The organism is Streptomyces sp. NPDC058052, from assembly GCF_042885515.1.
In the GTDB taxonomy this organism is placed as follows: Bacteria; Actinomycetota; Actinomycetes; order Streptomycetales; family Streptomycetaceae; genus Streptomyces.
Map to the genome: position 1 here is coordinate 141,266 of NZ_JBHVRX010000010.1, position 15,884 is coordinate 157,149.

15 protein-coding genes are annotated in these 15,884 nt (G+C 75.0%); 7 read left to right on the forward strand and 8 right to left on the reverse strand.

The window, feature by feature from the left end; translation table 11 throughout:
* Window positions 1–88: 88 nt before the first annotated feature.
* From ACFVU3_RS16645 to ACFVU3_RS16655, 3 genes are all read right to left on the reverse strand, one after another.
* Window positions 89–1,390, reverse strand: coding sequence for a deoxyguanosinetriphosphate triphosphohydrolase (locus tag ACFVU3_RS16645; RefSeq protein ID WP_390066721.1), 1,302 nt, complete (start codon window positions 1,388–1,390; stop codon window positions 89–91).
* A 35-nt stretch (window positions 1,391–1,425) separates the two neighbouring features.
* A complete protein-coding gene (locus tag ACFVU3_RS16650) occupies window positions 1,426–2,247 on the reverse strand; it encodes a sirohydrochlorin chelatase (protein WP_390066722.1) in 822 nt (273 codons plus the stop codon).
* 262 nt (window positions 2,248–2,509) lie between these two features.
* Window positions 2,510–2,968, reverse strand: a complete 459-nt coding sequence (locus ACFVU3_RS16655) for a GNAT family N-acetyltransferase (RefSeq protein ID WP_390066724.1) — start codon at window positions 2,966–2,968, stop codon at window positions 2,510–2,512.
* A gap of 75 nt (window positions 2,969–3,043) precedes the next feature.
* Between ACFVU3_RS16655 and ACFVU3_RS16660 the strand changes: the two genes are divergently transcribed.
* The 3 genes from ACFVU3_RS16660 (at window position 3,044) to ACFVU3_RS16670 (ending at window position 6,666) form a co-directional block, all read left to right on the forward strand.
* A complete protein-coding gene (locus tag ACFVU3_RS16660; protein ID WP_390066725.1) occupies window positions 3,044–3,766 on the forward strand; it encodes an aquaporin in 723 nt (240 codons plus the stop codon).
* Between the two features lie 31 nt (window positions 3,767–3,797).
* A complete protein-coding gene (locus ACFVU3_RS16665; protein ID WP_390066727.1) occupies window positions 3,798–4,475 on the forward strand; it encodes a vancomycin high temperature exclusion protein in 678 nt (225 codons plus the stop codon).
* Between the two features lie 73 nt (window positions 4,476–4,548).
* Window positions 4,549–6,666 carry a molybdopterin oxidoreductase family protein gene (locus ACFVU3_RS16670; RefSeq protein ID WP_390066729.1) on the forward strand — a complete coding sequence of 706 codons (2,118 nt, stop codon included), beginning with the start codon at window positions 4,549–4,551 and terminating at the stop codon, window positions 6,664–6,666.
* Here the strand turns inward: ACFVU3_RS16670 and cutA are convergent.
* Genes cutA through ACFVU3_RS16690 form a run of 4 tightly spaced genes read right to left on the reverse strand, consistent with a single transcriptional unit; the run spans window position 6,653 to window position 11,594 of the window.
* On the reverse strand, window positions 6,653–7,372 hold the full coding sequence (gene cutA, locus ACFVU3_RS16675) for a divalent cation tolerance protein CutA (protein WP_390066730.1): 720 nt from the start codon (window positions 7,370–7,372) through the stop codon (window positions 6,653–6,655). The genes ACFVU3_RS16670 and cutA overlap by 14 nt on opposite strands.
* Window positions 7,369–9,240, reverse strand: a complete 1,872-nt coding sequence (locus tag ACFVU3_RS16680) for an ABC transporter ATP-binding protein (RefSeq protein WP_390066732.1) — start codon at window positions 9,238–9,240, stop codon at window positions 7,369–7,371. The genes cutA and ACFVU3_RS16680 overlap by 4 nt, the downstream gene beginning before the upstream one ends.
* Window positions 9,237–10,970, reverse strand: coding sequence for an ABC transporter ATP-binding protein (locus ACFVU3_RS16685; protein ID WP_390066929.1), 1,734 nt, complete (start codon window positions 10,968–10,970; stop codon window positions 9,237–9,239). The genes ACFVU3_RS16680 and ACFVU3_RS16685 overlap by 4 nt, the downstream gene beginning before the upstream one ends.
* Window positions 10,971–10,982: 12 nt before the next feature.
* Complete coding sequence (locus tag ACFVU3_RS16690) at window positions 10,983–11,594, reverse strand: NADPH-dependent FMN reductase (protein WP_390066734.1); 612 nt, start codon at window positions 11,592–11,594, stop codon at window positions 10,983–10,985.
* Between the two features lie 241 nt (window positions 11,595–11,835).
* Between ACFVU3_RS16690 and ACFVU3_RS16695 the strand changes: the two genes are divergently transcribed.
* The 4 genes from ACFVU3_RS16695 (at window position 11,836) to ACFVU3_RS16710 (ending at window position 15,050) form a co-directional block, all read left to right on the forward strand.
* Window positions 11,836–12,654, forward strand: a complete 819-nt coding sequence (locus tag ACFVU3_RS16695) for an aminotransferase class IV (RefSeq protein WP_390066736.1) — start codon at window positions 11,836–11,838, stop codon at window positions 12,652–12,654.
* 9 nt (window positions 12,655–12,663) lie between these two features.
* Complete coding sequence (locus tag ACFVU3_RS16700; protein ID WP_390066738.1) at window positions 12,664–13,449, forward strand: sporulation protein; 786 nt, start codon at window positions 12,664–12,666, stop codon at window positions 13,447–13,449.
* Window positions 13,450–13,829: 380 nt separating this feature from the next.
* Window positions 13,830–14,342 (forward strand): hypothetical protein, encoded by a 513-nt coding sequence (locus tag ACFVU3_RS16705; RefSeq protein WP_390066740.1) that lies wholly within the window; start codon window positions 13,830–13,832, stop codon window positions 14,340–14,342.
* 87 nt (window positions 14,343–14,429) lie between these two features.
* Window positions 14,430–15,050 carry a class F sortase gene (locus ACFVU3_RS16710; protein WP_390066742.1) on the forward strand — a complete coding sequence of 207 codons (621 nt, stop codon included), beginning with the start codon at window positions 14,430–14,432 and terminating at the stop codon, window positions 15,048–15,050.
* A gap of 12 nt (window positions 15,051–15,062) precedes the next feature.
* Here the strand turns inward: ACFVU3_RS16710 and ACFVU3_RS16715 are convergent, their stop codons facing one another.
* Entirely contained in the window at window positions 15,063–15,845 is a 783-nt protein-coding gene (locus ACFVU3_RS16715) for a sulfite exporter TauE/SafE family protein (protein ID WP_390066743.1), read from the reverse strand.
* Between the last annotated feature and the right edge of the window lie 39 nt (window positions 15,846–15,884).

The window sequence follows — 15,884 nt, forward strand, 5'->3', positions numbered from 1 at the left end:
CTCCGGGCCGGGCCCGGGCGGCACCGCCCCTGGACGTGCATGCGAGGGTCCCGCACGACGCCGGACGGCGAAAGAGGGCCAACGGCCCCTAGAGGCCCGGGGTGCGGAGGCGGGCGTGGAGGGCGCGGGCGGAGGCGTCGGTGAGGGAGGCGATCTGGTCGACGATCACCCGCTTGCGGGAACGGTCGTCGGGCGCGGCGGCGAACAGGGCGCGGAACTGCGGTTCGAGGCCGTCGGGGGCGCGGGCGACGAGCGCCTCGGCGAGTTCGGCGACGACGATCCGCTGGTCGGCGCGGAGCGCCTCCTGTTCGGCGCGCTGCATGACGTACCGGTCGGCGACGGCCTTGAGGACGGCGCACTCGTTGCGGATGGGGCGGGGGACGACGAGTTCGGCGCCGTAGCGGGTGAGGCGGCCGGTGCCGTACGCCTGGCGGGTGGCGCCCTCGGCGGCGAGGCAGAAGCGGCCGATGAGCTGGCTGGTGGCGTCCTTGAGGCGGGCCTGGGCGGCGGCGGAGCCGTCGTAGCCGTGCGGCCACCAGTCCTGGTCGACGAGGCGGTCGAGGGCTTCGGCGAGTTCGGCCGGGTCGGTGTCCTCGGGGACGTAGCGGCCGATGGCGACGGCGAAGATGTCGGCGCGCTCGGGCTCGGCGTAGAGCAGGTTGGGGTCGATGTGGCCGGCGTGCAGGCCGTCCTCGAAGTCGTGGACGGAGTAGGCGACGTCGTCGGACCAGTCCATCACCTCGGCCTCGAAGCACTTGCGCTGGTCGGGGGCGCCGCGCCGGATCCACTCGAAGACGGGCAGGTCGTCCTCGTACACCCCGAACTTGGAGGAGCCGGGGTCGGTGGGGTGACCGCCGCGCGGCCAGGGGTACTTGGTGGCGGCGTCGAGGGCGGCGCGGGTGAGGTTGAGGCCGACGGAGGCCGGCTCGCCGTCGGGGCCGGGGACGAAGCGCTTGGGCTCGATGCGGGTGAGGAGGCGGAGCGACTGGGCGTTGCCCTCGAAGCCGCCGCAGTCCTTGGCGACGTCGTTGAGCGCCTGTTCGCCGTTGTGCCCGAAGGGCGGGTGGCCCATGTCGTGGGAGAGGCAGGCGGCTTCGACGAGGTCGGGGTCGCAGCCGAGGGCGGCGCCGAGTTCGCGGCCGACCTGGGCGCACTCCAGGGAGTGGGTGAGCCGGGTGCGGGGGCTGGCGTCCCAGGCGTGGCCCCGGGTGCCGGGGGTGACGACCTGGGTCTTGCCGGCGAGCCGGCGCAGGGCGGCGGAGTGCAGCACGCGGGCGCGGTCGCGCTGGAAGGCGGTCCGGCCGGGCCGCTTGTCGGGCTCGGCCGCCCAGCGCTCGGTGGCGGTCGGGTCGTACCCGGGGGTCTCGCTGGTGCCGTCGTAGCCTGCCATGTCTCGACGGTAACCGGAGGGACCGACAAAAGGGTTCAGATGGCCGCGAGTTCCCGCGCGGGGGTGGCGGGACGGCCGGTGCGGGCCCGGTCGTAGCGGCGCAGGACGAGCCGGGCGAGCGCCGGGTGGGCGCCGAGCGGGTCGGCGGCGATCCAGGGGGCGTGGGCGGCGGCGCGGACGGCGAAGAGGCCGGGGGCGGTGAAGCAGGAGGCGACGGCGACCCGGTGGCGGCCGCGGGCGGTGAGCGCGGCGACGGCCTCGGGGACGGTGGGGGCGGCGGCGGAGGCGTAGGCGGCGAGCACGGGGACGGGCGTGCCGTCGGTGCCGAGGCGTGCGCCGAGGTCGGCGGCGATCCTGCGGAGGGTGGCGGCGGATCGGGGGTCGCGGGAGCCGGCGGAGGCGAGGACGACTCCGGTGGCGGCGGAGGCGGAGTCGGCGGCGGTCCAGCCGGCCTCGGCGAGCCGGTCGGCGAGGGCCTCGGCGAGGAGGGGGTGGGGGCCGAGCGGTGCGGCGGTCCGGGCGCGCAGGCCGGGGAGGGCGGTGAGGGCGGCGGGCAGGTCGTGGGTGACGTGGTGCCCGGGGGCGAGGAGGAGCGGGACCAGCACGGCCTCGCGTCCCTCGGCGGCGAGGGCGGTGAGGGTGTCGTCGAGGAGCGGCGCGTTCAGCTCGATGTGGGCGAGGCGGACGTCGAGGCCGGGGCGGAGCTCGCGGACCCGGGTGAGGAGCCGGGCGAGGGTGGCACGCGCGCGGGGGTCGCGGCTGCCGTGCCCGACGGCCACGAGGACGGGGGCGGGGGGCCGGCCGGCGCCGGGGGCGGCGGCGGGACCGGGGGCGGGGAACTGCGTGAGCGGCTGCATGGGCGGCGTACCTCCTGCTCGGGCTTCCCCGCCGGGGCGTCGTACGGACGCACCCGGCGGAGCTGGAGGCCGAGCTGTTCCACGATCCGCCCCAGCAGGGCGGCGGCGTCCGCGAACGTGCTGTCCGGCTCCGTCATGGACCGATCCTGGCGGGGGCACGTTGCCTGCCCGTTGCGCGGCGGTCACGGCTCTTTTCCATGACCGCACGCGGGTGTTTCGCCGGGCTCACGCGCGCGGGGGGACGGCTGTCAGGGCCGCGCGCTCAGCTTCCGGGGCGCCACACGTACCGGACGTCCGGCTCCCGCTCCTCGTTGCGCTCGCCGTCGGTGTGCTCGGCGGCGACGAAGCCGTGCCGTTCGTAGAAGCGCCGCGCCGGGGCGTTGACCTGGAAGGTCCACAGCTCCAGTCCGGCCGGGCTGCGCCGCTTGGCCAGCTCCACGAGGCGGTCTCCGACGCCCCGGCCCCGCCAGGGCGGGTCGACGTAGAGCTGGTCGAGGTCCTCGCCGTCGAGCACCAGCATGGCGACGACCGTCCCTTCGGCCGTCGCCACCCAGGTCTCCTGGTGCGGCACGACCACGTGCCGGAGCCAGGCGCGGACTTCTTCGTCGGTGTGCGCCCTGCGGACGTCGGGGAGGGCGGCGGTGTAGGAGCGCAGCCAGACGTCGGCGACGGCGGTGGCGTCGGAGGCGTCCGCGCGGCGGAGGACGAGGTTGTTGATCACCGGCGGATCGTACGGAACGCGCACCCCTCCCCTCCCCTCTTTTTTCGTTCCGAATCACGGAATATCTTTTCCATTATGAGAATGTCCCCCGCGTCGCTCCCCCAGCGCGTCACCGCCGAGTTCACCGGCACCGCCGCCCTCGTCGCCGTGATCGTCGGCTCCGGCCTCCGCGCCGACTCCCTCAGCCAGGACATCGGGGTCCGGCTGCTCGCCAACGCCACCGCCTCCGCCCTCGGCCTCGGGCTGCTCATCGCGCTCCTCGGTCCGCTCTCCGGCGCCCACTTCAACCCCGTCGTCACCCTCTCCGAGTGGTGGACCCGCCGCCGGGAGCAGGAGGGCCACGAGGTCCTCGCCTACGTCACCGCCCAGGTCGCCGGCGCCGTCGCCGGCGCGCTGCTCGCCGAGGCGATGTTCGGCCGCGCGCCCGGCTCCTGGTCCACCGAGCCGCGCGCCGCGCTCCACCTGCTGCTCGGCGAGGCCGTCGCCACCGCCGGGCTCGTCCTCGTCGTCCAGGGCCTGCGGCACACCGGCCGGCCCCAGCTGGCCCCGGTCGCGGTCGCCGGCTACATCGGCGCCGCGATCTGGTTCACCTCCTCCGGCTCCTTCGCCAACCCGGCGGCCACCGTCGGCCGCTCCCTCACCGACTCGTTCACCGGCATCGCCCCCGCCTCCGTGCCCGCCTACGCCGCCGCCCAGCTCCTCGGCATGCTCCTCGGCATGGGCCTGGCGAGTGTGCTGTACGGCACGGATCGGGCCGCGGCCGAACCGGAGCGGGCGACAGCGCGTCGGACGGGGTGACAGCCCTTCCCCGACCCCCTGGAGCCCCGCGATGCAGGTCAGGTTCCCCCGCACCGTCCGGGCCCGCCGCCGCACCGTCCAGGCCGTGATGGCGGCCGCGGTCCTCGCCCTCGCCCCCGCGACCTGGATGCACACCGCCGCCGCGGGCAAGCTGCGGACGACCGCGGACGTGCCCGCCCGGGACGTCGCCGTCGTCTTCGGCGCCGGCCTGTGGAAGGGGCGCCCGACGCCGTACCTCGCCCACCGGCTCGACACCGCCGCCGAGCTGTACCGCACCGGCAAGGTGAAGGTCCTCCTCGTCACCGGCGACAACAGCCGGACCGAGTACGACGAGCCGGGCGCCATGCGCGCCTATCTCGCCGCCCGGGGCGTCCCCGACGACCGGGTCGTCAGCGACTACGCAGGCTTCGACACCTGGGACAGCTGCGTCCGGGCCCGGAAGGTCTTCGGCGTCGAGCGGGCGGTCCTCGTCACCCAGGACTTCCACATCAAGCGGGCCGTGGCCCTGTGCGAACGGGCCGGGGTGGCCTCGTACGGCGTCGGCGTCGCCGAACCGCACGACGTCACCTGGTACTACGGCACCACCCGCGAGCTCTTCGCCGCCGGCAAGGCCGCGCTCGACGCCGCCGTCCGCCCCGAACCGCACTTCCTCGGCCCCCGCGAGACCGGCGTCACCGAGGCGCTGGCCTCACCCGTCCCCCGGCCCTGACCTGAGCGGAGAGCACCGCGCCCGTAATACGGGACGCCGCTGGGCGTAACACGCCCGACGCACCCTGGACGGCATGTCCGACGCCACCGCGGTCCCCACCCACTGCCCCTACTGCGCCCTGCAGTGCGGCATGAAGCTCCGCCCGACCGGCACGGCGGACCTGCCCGCCGAGGTGGTCGAGCGGACCGACTTCCCCGTCAACCGGGGCGCCCTGTGCGGCAAGGGCCGCACCGCCCCCTCCGTACTCTCCTCCCGGGTCAGGCTCACCGAGCCCCTGGTCCGCCGCCCTGACACCGGGGCGCTCGAACCCGCCTCCTGGGAGGAGGCCCTCTCCGCCGTCGCCGAGGGGCTGCGCCGGACCCGCGCCGACCACGGCCCCGACGCCGTGGGGGTCTTCGGCGGCGGCGGACTCACCAACGAGAAGGCGTACACCCTCGGCAAGTTCGCCCGCCTCGTCCTGGCCACCTCGCAGATCGACTACAACGGCCGCTTCTGCATGTCCTCCGCGGCCGCCGCCCACCAGCGGGCCTTCGGCCTCGACCGGGGCCTGCCCTTCCCGCTGGAGGACATCCCGCGCACGGGCTGCGTGATCCTCGTCGGCTCCAACCTGGCCGAGACCATGCCGCCGGCGCTCCGCTACCTCACCGAGCTGAAGGAGAACGGCGGCAGGCTGATCGTCGTCGACCCGCGCCGCACCCGCACCGCCGAGCAGGCCGACCTCCACCTCGCCCCCCGCCCCGGCACCGACCTGGCGCTCGCCCTCGGCCTGCTCCACCTGGTGGTCGCCGAGGGCCGCGTCGACGAGGAGTTCGTCGCGGAGCGCACCTCCGGCTGGGAGGCCGCCCGGGCCGGCGCGATGGCCCACTGGCCCGAGCACGTCGAGCGGATCACCGGCGTCCCCGTGCCCGCCCTGCGCGAGGCCGTCGCGATGTTCTGCGACGCCGAGAACTCCATGGTGCTCACCGCCCGCGGTCCCGAGCAGCAGTCCAAGGGCACCGACACCGTCGGCGCCTGGATCAACCTCTGCCTCGCCACCGGGCGGGCCGGCCGGCCGCTCTCCGGCTACGGCTGCCTCACCGGCCAGGGCAACGGCCAGGGCGGCCGCGAGCACGGCCAGAAGGCCGACCAGCTGCCCGGCTACCGCAAGCTCGACGACCCCGCCGCCCGCGCCCACGTCGCCGGCGTGTGGGGCGTCGCCCCCGAGACCCTGCCCGGGCCGGGGCGGAGCGCGTACGAGCTCCTGGACGCGCTCGGCGGCGAGGTGAGGTCGCTGCTGCTGATGGGCTCCAACCCGGTCGTCTCCGCGCCGCACGCCGCCCACGTCGAGGACCGGCTCCGCTCGCTCGACTTCCTCGCCGTCGCCGACGTGGTCCTCTCCGAGACCGCCGCCCTCGCCGACGTCGTCCTCCCGGTGACCCAGTGGGCCGAGGAGACCGGCACCATGACCAACCTGGAGGGGCGGGTGCTGCTGCGCCGCCGCGCCCTCACCCCGCCGTCCGGCGTCCGCACCGACCTGGAGGTGCTGCACGCGCTCGCCGGGCTCCTCGGCTGGGAGAAGGGCTTCCCCACCGACCCGGAGGAGGTCTTCGAGGAGCTGCGCCGCGCCTCCGCGGGCGGCCCCGCCGACTACTCCGGCATCAGCTACCGGCGGATCGAGGACGAGCAGGGCGTCTTCTGGCCCTGCCCCGGGACCGCTCCCGGCGAGGGCGACCACGCGGGCACGCCCCGGCTCTTCCTCGACCGGTTCGCGACCGCCGACGGGCGGGCCCGGTTCGTGCCGGTGACGCACCGGCCGGCCGCCGAGGAGACCGACGCCGCCTACCCGGTGGTGCTCACCACCGGCCGGGTCGTCGCCCAGTACCAGTCCGGGGCGCAGACCCGGCGGGTGGCGGAGCTGAACGCCGCCGCGCCCGGTCCCTTCGTGGAGCTGCACCCGCGGCTCGCGGAGCGGCTCGGGGTCGCGGAGGGCGAGCCGGTGGCGGTGGTGTCGCGGCGCGGGCGGGCGGTGGCGCCGGCCCGGATCACCGGCGCGATCCGCCCGGACACCGTCTTCATGCCCTTCCACTGGTACGGGGAGGGCCGGGCGAACACGCTGGTGAACCCGGCGCTCGACCCGGTCTCCCGGATGCCCGAGTTCAAGGTGTGTGCGGTCCGGCTGGAGCCGGTCGCCGGGGGAGCTACCGCCGGCTGAACCAGTCGCCGCTCTCGATGACCGGGCCGAGCGGCGCGTCCGGTGCCGCCAGGTACACCCAGGCGGACAGCCGGACCCCGTCCGCGACCCGTACGACGTCCATGGCCGCCCGCTCGTACCCGGCGGGCAGTTCCAGCCGGTCGAGCAGGCCGAACAGATCGCCGTAGTCGCCGGACGAGGGCGTGAGGAGGGTGCCGGCCACCTCGCCGCCGTCCGCCGGGACGACGTACGGATAGCCGGGCCCGTCGTGCAGGACCGCCCCCGGCAGCACGGCGTCCGCCTCGGTGCCGATCCGGCCGGCGAGGAACCGGTCGTGGTTGTACCCGCCCGGGCGCAGCGTCCCGTACACGAAGAACGGGCGCTCCTCGTGCGCGGCGGCTTCGGGCTCGACGGCGTCCTCGGTCTCCTTCTCGACCCAGCGGGCGTACCCCTCGGCGACCCGCGTCACCCGGGTGGCGAGGATCTCGGGCGTCTCGTAGTCGTGGGCCGCGATCAGGTGTGCTTCGAGGGCCTGGTAGCGGGCCTCGGTGGTCTTGAGGACCACCTCCCACTCCTCGGTGGTCTCGATCGCGCCCCGCCAGTGGTAGACGGAGGTGACGGGCCCGGAGATCTGCGCGCACGCGGCGAGCCGGGCCTCGACGGCGCCGCGCGCCAGGGCGTCGGCCTTGGCGCGCGCGTCGGTGGTGGTGCGGACGGTGACGATCACGCCTCCACCGTAGGGGCGAACTGTGCCGCGTGCAGCCGGGCGTACGCGCCGCCGCGGGCCAGCAGCTCCTCGTGGGTGCCCTGCTCGGCGATGCCGCCGCCGTCCATGACCACGATCGTGTCGGCGTCCCGGACGGTGGAGAGCCGGTGGGCGACGACGAAGCTGGTGCGGCCGGCCCGCAGCGCGGACATGGCCCGCTGGACGTGGAGTTCGGTGCGGGTGTCGACGGAGCTGGTGGCCTCGTCGAGGACGAGGATCACCGGCTCCGACAGGAAGGCGCGGGCCAGGGTGACCAGCTGCCGCTCGCCGGCGCTGAGGCCGCCGCCGTCCTCGTCGAGGACGGTGTCGTAGCCGTCCGGGAGGGTGCGGATGAACCGGTCGGCGTGGACGGCCTCGGCGGCCGCGGTGATCCGCTCGCGGGAGACCTCTCCGGGGACGCCGTAAGCGATGTTCTCGGCGATGGTGCCGCCGAAGAGCCAGGTGTCCTGGAGGACCATGCCGATGCCGGAGCGCAGCTCCTCCCGGTCCATCCGGGCCGTGTCGGTGCCGTCGAGGAGGATCCGGCCGCCGGTGGGCTCGTGGAACCGGAGCAGCAGGTTGACCAGGGTGGTCTTGCCGGCGCCGGTGGGGCCGACGAGGGCGACCGTGCTGCCGGGCTCGACGGTGAGGGAGAGGTCCTCGACGAGCGGCCGGTCCGGCTCGTAGCGGAAGGAGACGTGCTCGAAGGAGACCCGGCCGCGCAGCACGGCGGGCTTCTCGGGCGCGGCCGGGCCGGGGCGCTCCTCCTCGGCGTCGAGGAGGTCGAAGACCCGCTCGGCGGAGGCGATCCCGGACTGGAGGAGGCCGGCCATGGCGGCCACCTGGTTGACCGGGCCGTTGAACTCGTAGGAGTACTGGACGAACGCCTGGACGTCGCCGACGGTCAGGGTGCCGCTCGCCACCTTCAGTCCGCCGAGGACGGCGATGAGCACGTAGGTGAGGTTGCCGACGAGGGTGACGGCGGGCTGGACGAGGCCGGAGACGACCTGGGCGCGCAGGCCCGCCCGGTACAGCTCGTCGCCGAGCTCGTCGAAGCGGCGGACGGCCTCGTCGCGGCGGCCGAAGGCGACGACCTCGGTGTGGCCGGTGATGGTCTCCTCGGTGTGGCCGCCGAGCCTGCCGGTGACGGCCCACTGCCGCGCGAACTGGGGCTGGGCGCGGCGTGCGACGAGGGCGGCGAGGCCGAGCGAGACGGGGACGGTGCCGAGGGCGACGAGGGCGAGCACCGGCGAGATCCAGAGCATCATCGCGAGCACCCCGAGGAGGGTGAGCACCGCCCGGATCATCTGGCTGAGGGCCTGCTGGAGGGTCTGGGTGACGTTGTCGACGTCGTTGGTGGCGCGGGAGAGGACCTCGCCGCGCGGCTGTCCGTCGAGGTAGCCGAGGGGCAGCCGGGCCAGCTTGTGCTGGGCCCGTTCGCGCAGCCGGTGGCCGGCCCGCTGGACGACGTCGGTGACGAGCCGCTGCTGGACCCAGGTGAGCAGGGAGGCGGCGGTGACGGCGGTGCCGGCGAGGGCGAGCTGCCGGGCGACGGCGGTGAAGTCGACGCCGTGCGGTCCCGCGGCTCCGGTGAGGACGAGGTCGGTGGCGCGCCCGAGGAGGAGCGGGCTGAGGACGGCGAGGCCGACGGCGGCGGCGCCGGTGGCGACGGCCGCGGCGAGCCGGGCCCGGTCGGGGGCGAGGGTGCGCAGCAGGCGGACGGCGGAGGCGCGGAAGTGGACGGAGCGTTCCAGGGAGGGGGTGCCGGGGGCTCCGGGGCCGCCGCCCTGCCGGGGGGCGGGGCCGCGGCGGGCGGGGGCGGTGGGGCGGGGTGCGGTCGCGGTGCTCACGCGGCGTCCTCCTCGGTCGGCTGGGAGCGGACGATCTCCCGGTAGGTCGGGCTGGTCGCGAGGAGTTCCTCGTGGGTGCCGGTGCCGACGGCGCGGCCCCGGTCGAGGACGACGATCCGGTCGGCGTGGCGGATGGTGGAGACCCGCTGGGCGACGAGGAGGACGGTGGCGCCGGCGGTCTCGCGGCGCAGGGCGGCGCGCAGCCGCGCGTCGGTGGCGGTGTCGAGGGCGGAGAAGGAGTCGTCGAAGAGGTAGAGGCGGGGGCGGGCGACGAGGACGCGGGCGATGGCGAGCCGCTGCCGCTGGCCTCCGGAGAGGTTGGCGCCGCCCTGGGTGACGGGTGCGTCGAGGCCCTCGTCCAGTGCCCGTACGAAGTCGGCGGCCTGGGCGGTCTCCAGGGCGTGCCACAGCTCGTCGTCGGTGGCGCCGGGTCTGCCGTACCGGAGGTTGGTGGCGACGGTGCCGGCGAAGAGGTACGGCTTCTGGGGGACGAGCCCGACGGTGGCGGCGGTGAGTCCGGGGTCGAGGGAGCGGACGTCGGCGCCGTCGAGGAGGACCCGGCCGCCGGTGGGGTCGAGGAGCCGGGGCACCAGGCCGAGGAGGGTGGACTTGCCGCTGCCGGTGGAGCCGATGATCGCGGTGGTCTCGCCGGGGGCGGCGTGCAGGGAGACGCCGCTGAGGACGGGCTCCTCGGCGCCGGGGTAGCGGAAGGTGACGTCCTCCAGGGCGAGGCGGCCGGGGCCGTCGAGGGTGCGGACGGGGTCGGCGGGCGGGGTGAGGGAGGGGGTGGTGTCGAGGAGTTCGCGGACGCGGGCGGCGCCGGCCTCGGCCCGGGGCAGGTGCATGAGGAGGAAGAGCGCCATCATCACGGACATGGCGGTCTGCAGGAGGTAGCCGAGGAAGGCGACGAGGGCGCCGGGCTGGACGGCGCCGGAGTCGATGCGGTGGGCGCCGGCCCAGATGAGGACGATGGTGGTGGCCTCCCAGATCAGCAGGACGACCGGGTACATGACGGCCTGGAGCCGGCCGGCCCGCAGGCCGGTGTCGAGGAGGGCCGCGTTGGCGGCGGCGAAGCGGGTGCGCTCGTGGCGGTCGCGGACGAAGGCGCGGACGACGCGGACGCCGGTGATCTGTTCGCGCAGGACCCGGGTGACCCGGTCGATGTGCTCCTGCATGCCCCGGAAGAGGGGGCGCATGCGGAGCACGACCGCGCCGACGGCGAGGGTCATGACGGGGACGAAGAGCAGCAGGACGAGGGCGAGCGGCACGTCCTGGCGCAGCGCCATGGCGAGTCCCCCCACGCACAGCAGCGGGGCGGCGACGAGCATGGTGAGGACGAGGACGGCGAAGGTCTGCACCTGCTGGACGTCGTTGGTGGCGCGGGTGATGAGCGAGGCGGTGCCGAAGCGGCCGCGTTCCAGGGCGGAGAAGTCCTGGATCCGGCGGAAGACCTCGGAGCGCAGGTCCCGGGCGACGGCGAGGGCGATCCGGGCGCCGGTGAAGGCGACGGCGGCGGCCGCGGCCGCCTGGAGGAGGGTGACGCCGGCCATGACGGCGCCGCCGGACAGGACGCGGCCGGTGTCGCCGCGGAGGACTCCCTCGTCGATGACGCCGGCGTTGAGGGCCGGCAGGGTGAGCGAGGCGAGGCTCTGGAGGAGCTGGAGGAGGACGAGTAAGGCGAGCCGGGCGCGGTGCGGGCGCAGCCGCCCGGCGAGGAGGCGGAGCAGGATCATGACGGCCTCTCACGCGGCGTACGGGCGGGCGGACTTGGCTTCCTTGAGGGCGCGTCCCCACCAGGCGAGCTGGTCGAGCATGAGCTTGGCGCCGTTCTCGGGACCGGTCGGGTCCTTGAAGCGCCCCTCCTCGTCGAACTGCCCGTGGGCGTTGGGCAGGACGACGCCGTCGCGGACGGTGACGGCGTGCATCTCGGCGTAGACCTGGCGGAGTTGCTCGACGGCGCGGATGCCTCCGGAGATGCCGCCGTAGGAGACGAAGCCGACGGGCTTGGCGCGCCACTCGGTGTAGTGGCGGTCGATGAGGTTCTTCAGGGAGGCCGGGAAGGAGTGGTTGTACTCCGGGGTCAGGACGACGAAGGCGTCGGCGGCCTCCAGGACGGGGGTGATGCGGGCGAGTTCGGCGCGGACGGCGGGATCGGGATCGTAGGAGAGGGAGGTGGGGAGGCGGGTCTCGGCGAGGTCGAGGACGGTGAGGGTGAAGTCGGCGCGCTCGGCGACGCGGGTGCGGAACCAGTCGGCGATGACGGGCGCGAAGCGTCCTTCGCGGTCGCTGGCGACGACGAGGGCGAGGGTCAGGGGGGCGGCGGCCTGCGCGGCGGCGGAGTTCGTGATGTCCATGCCGAGGATCGTGGTACCTCAAGTTTGGTTGAGGTCAAGCGCGGGTTTTCCCGGCGGGTCGGCGGGGTGTTCCGGGGGCGGCTCGGAGTGGCCCGAGGGGGTGCGGGGGCGGGGCCCCGGAGGGCTCCGGGGGTATGGCCCGAGGGGGTGCGGGGACGGGTCCCCTGCGGCCTCCGGAGCGGTGGCCGGAGCGGTTCGCCGGGGCGGCCTCCGGGGCGGTCGCCGGGGCTACCGTGAGGCCATGACGACACCGCCCGTCCCCACCCCCGCTTCCGCGCACATCGAGATCGACGGGGTTCCGGCCGCCGATCCCGGGGTGCTCGCCGCCGTGATGGGCGGTCACGGTCACTTCACCGCGATGCAGGTGCGCGACGGGCGGGTGAAGGGCCTCGGCCTGCACCTCGACCGCCTCGACCGGGCCACCCGCGAGCTGTTCGGCGAACCGCTGCCCGGCGGACGGGTCCGGGAGCTGCTCGCGCGGGCCGTCGGGGCGTCCGGGCGCCGGGACTCCTCGGCGCGGGTGTACGTGTACGGGGACGGGCCCGGCGTCCTGGTGGCCGTGACCGTCCGCGAGGCCGCGCCCGAAGGCCCCGGCGCGCCGCAGCGCCTGACGGCCGTCGGCTACCTGCGCCCGGCGGCCCACCTCAAGCACCTGGGCGGATTCGGGCAGCGGTACCACGGCGACGCGGCGCGCCGGGCCGGCTTCGACGAGGCGCTGCTGACCTCCCCGGCGGGCGAGGTCGCGGAGGGCGCGGTCGCCAACATCGCCTTCTGGGACGGCACTTCCCTGGTGTGGCCGACGGCCCCGCACCTCACCGGGATCACCATGGCGCTGCTCGCGGACCGGCTGCCGTCCGTCCACCGCGCGGTCGCCCTGGCCGATCTCCCGGGATTCCGGGCCGCGTTCACCGCCAACGCGCGCACGATCGCGCCGGTGACGGCGGTCGACGGGGTCGCGTACCCGGTGGACGCGGAGCTGATGGAGCGGGTCCTCAGCGCCTACGCGGAGGTTCCGGGCGAGAAGATCGTTCCCGGTGACGGGGGAGGTCGCGGCGACTAGCCTGCGTCCATGGTTCTCAAGAGGCTTTTCGGCGGCGGGATCCCGCTCGAAGTGGACACGATCATCGAGCCCGGACCGGTGCGGCCCGGCGGCATGCTGCGCGGCGAGGTGGTCGTGCGGGCGCCCGAGCGCGACCTGGAGATCGAGTCCATACAGCTCCGGCTCGTGGCCAACGCGCCGCTCTTCCACAAGGGCGACGGCGACGGCGCGGGGCGCGGGGACACGATCGGACACCCCAGCGCCAGCGGCTGGTTCAAGCTGAGGAAGGGCCAGGAGAAGCGGGTCCCGCTCTCCTTCCGCCTGAAGTGGGAGACGCCCGCGAACCGCTTCCGGGGCCAGGACCTCGGAGTCGTCATCGGCGTCAGCACCGAGGTCGACGCCGCCGGGACGAAGGCGCAGACGGACATGGACCCGGTGCTGGTCGAGACGCTGCCGCTGCACGAGGCGGTCCTCGACGCGTTCGCGGCGGGGGGGTACGCGGTCGACGGCGCGCGGGTCCACAGCTCGGCGGTCCCCGACGTCGAACGGCACCTCTACACGTGGCAGGGCTTCCGGCTCCTCCGCGCGGAGGGGGACCTCGCGCAGCTGGAGCTGACCTTCCACACCAACGCGGTGGGCAGCGAGATCTTCCTCCGGAGGCTCGCCGACACGTCGAAGTACTGGGAGGACAAGCCCCCCGCCCTCCGCTACGTGGCCGCCCACCACGAGGTCGGCGTGCGCGACTTCGCGGCGGACGTCCGGCAGTGGCTCGACGAGGCGGCGGTCCTGGAGCGCACGGAACGCGAGACGGACTGACCCCACGCCCGGGGCCCAGGCGGGCGCGGCTCCGCCGTTCCGTGCGCCCGCCCTCCCCCGAGCCCTCGGCTTCGCGCGAGCGGGGGGGGGACCCCATCGCCCGTGCGGAACGCATGACCACACGGGGGGGGCGGCGGGGTCGCACAGGGCTCGGAGGCGCTCCGGTGGCGCACGGGTGTGCGGGTGCTCACCCGTTCGGCATGTGGGGGTGAGCAGTGGGTCGCAATCGGGTCTGACCTGCGGAAACGTCGGAATTCCAGTCGACGCGCCGTATCGGACGGCGCAATCCTGATGCCCCATCAGCAGGCGCGGGCCGCGCGAGGGCCGTTACCTCGGTCGTACGGAAGACCGAACGACCGCGCGCCCCGGAGGACCCCACCATGCGCCCCACTGCCCGCCTGCTCACCGGAACCGCGCTGACGGTCGTCGCGCTCGGCGCGTTCGCCGCGCCGACGGCGTACGCGAACAACGACGGACCCCAGTCGCTGGAGATCTATCCCTCCACCGCCTCGCCCGGCACCACCGTCACGGTGAACACCCTGGCGTGCGGCAAGCACGGCCGCGGCGTCGGCGACGCCAACTCGGTCGGTGCCGGGGAGTTCCAGCTCAGCCCGAGCACCCACAAGGAGGTCGCGGTCGGGCAGTTCACGCTGCCCCAGCACGCCAAGCCGGGCACCCACTGGATCTCCGTCGCCTGCGACAACGGCCGGACCGCCCGGGGCGAGCTGACCGTGAAGCACCGCGAGCCCAGCGGTCACGTCAAGACCGGTGTCGGCGGCAGCATCGGCCCCGACACCGCCCAGATCACGGCGGGCGCGGCGGTGCTGGCCGCGGCTGCCGTCGGCGGTGTGTGGCTCATGCGGCGCCGGGCGAGCGGCGCCCAGGGCCACTGATCACACCGCCTCGTCCCGCCCCCGCCCGGCTCCCGCACACGGCCGGCCGGGGGCGGGGCCATCCCCTCCCCCGAGTGAGGAACGCACGTGAGCAACAGGAGCAAGGGCTGGGGCATCGCGGTGGCCGCCTGTGCGGGCATCTGGCTGGTCCAGAACGGCTCGCAGGACGTCACCCCGCCCGTCCCGTCCGCCGCGCAGGCGTTCGCCGCCGGGCCGAGCGTGCACACCGACGCCGCCGCCGACCCGCTGCCGTCGTCCCCGCCGGTGCGGCTGCGCATCCCGGAGACGGACGTGGACGCGCCGATGACCCGGCTCGGTCTGGCCGCGAACGGCTCCCTGGAGGTTCCGCCGGCCGAGGACCGCAATCTGGCGGGCTGGTACGGGGACGGCGTGACGCCCGGCGCCAAGGGCACCGCGATCGTCGCCGGCCACGTCGACAACGCCGGCGGTCCTGCGGTCTTCTACACGCTCGGGGCCCTGAAGAAGGGCCATCGCATCGAGGTCGACCGCGAGGACGGAAGGACCGCGGTCTTCACCGTCGACGCCGTCGAGGTCTACGACAACGACGCCTTCCCCGACGAGAAGGTGTACGGCGCCACCGACCGCGCCGAGCTCCGGGTGATCACCTGCGGCGGCGGCTTCTCCGAGAAGAGCGGCGGCTACCAGGGGAACGTGGTCGCCTTCGGGCACCTCATCGGGGTGCGCTGAGCGGCGGGCCCGTCAGCTCCACTGGTCGTAGCCGAGCTTCGCGACCATGGAGAGGACCACGACCAGCAGCACGCCGCGGACGAACTCCGAGCCCTTGCTCAGCGCCATCCGGGCGCCGATCATGCCGCCGGCCAGGTTGAAGACGGCCATGCAGGCGGCGAGCTGCCAGTAGACGCTGCCCTGGTAGGCGAACATCGCGAGGGCGCCCGCGTTGGTGCAGACGTTGACGATCTTGGCGGTGGCGGAGGCCGTCACCAGGTCGAGGTGGAGGACGGCGGTCAGGGCGAGCACCAGGAAGGTGCCGGTGCCGGGCCCGAACAGGCCGTCGTAGAAGCCGATGCCGCCGCCGACCAGCACGATCGCCGTGACGACCCGGGCCCGGGTGAGCGGCGCCCGGTCCGCCTCGGCCCGCACCCCGAACGACGGCTTGAGGATCACGAAGGCCGCCACGGCGACGAGCACCACGATGATCAGCGGCCGCAGCACCCGCTCGTCGACCGCCGAGGTGAAGAGGGCGCCGGCCGTCGAGCCCGCGACGGCCGCGAGCCCGACCCGTACCGCCGTCCACACCGGCACCTTCGTCTTGCGGACGTAGGTGAGGGCCGCGCCGGTCGTGCCGACGATGGCGACCGCCTTGTTGGTACCGGCGATCTGCGGGTACGTGGAGCCCGGCAGCCCGATCATCAGCGCCGGCAGGAGCAGCAGCCCGCCTCCCCCGACCACCGCGTCGATCCAGCCGGCGACGAGCGCGGCCACGCAGAGCAGGACGAGGGTGGTCAGGGTGATCTCAGGCATGGCAGCGAGCCTAGGGACGCGATCGTTGCCCCGTCCATC

Bases quoted from the DNA above. Each gene is read 5' to 3' on its own strand.
- ACFVU3_RS16645 (WP_390066721.1), bottom strand. From the start codon at position 1,390: ATGGCAGGCTACGACGGCACCAGCGAGACCCCCGGGTACGACCCGACC.
- ACFVU3_RS16650 (WP_390066722.1), bottom strand. From the start codon at position 2,247: ATGCAGCCGCTCACGCAGTTCCCCGCCCCCGGTCCCGCCGCCGCCCCC.
- ACFVU3_RS16660 (WP_390066725.1), top strand. From the start codon at position 3,044: ATGAGAATGTCCCCCGCGTCGCTCCCCCAGCGCGTCACCGCCGAGTTC.
- ACFVU3_RS16665 (WP_390066727.1), top strand. From the start codon at position 3,798: ATGCAGGTCAGGTTCCCCCGCACCGTCCGGGCCCGCCGCCGCACCGTC.
- ACFVU3_RS16670 (WP_390066729.1), top strand. From the start codon at position 4,549: ATGTCCGACGCCACCGCGGTCCCCACCCACTGCCCCTACTGCGCCCTG.
- ACFVU3_RS16690 (WP_390066734.1), bottom strand. From the start codon at position 11,594: ATGGACATCACGAACTCCGCCGCCGCGCAGGCCGCCGCCCCCCTGACC.
- ACFVU3_RS16695 (WP_390066736.1), top strand. From the start codon at position 11,836: ATGACGACACCGCCCGTCCCCACCCCCGCTTCCGCGCACATCGAGATC.
- ACFVU3_RS16700 (WP_390066738.1), top strand. From the start codon at position 12,664: ATGGTTCTCAAGAGGCTTTTCGGCGGCGGGATCCCGCTCGAAGTGGAC.
- ACFVU3_RS16705 (WP_390066740.1), top strand. From the start codon at position 13,830: ATGCGCCCCACTGCCCGCCTGCTCACCGGAACCGCGCTGACGGTCGTC.
- ACFVU3_RS16715 (WP_390066743.1), bottom strand. From the start codon at position 15,845: ATGCCTGAGATCACCCTGACCACCCTCGTCCTGCTCTGCGTGGCCGCG.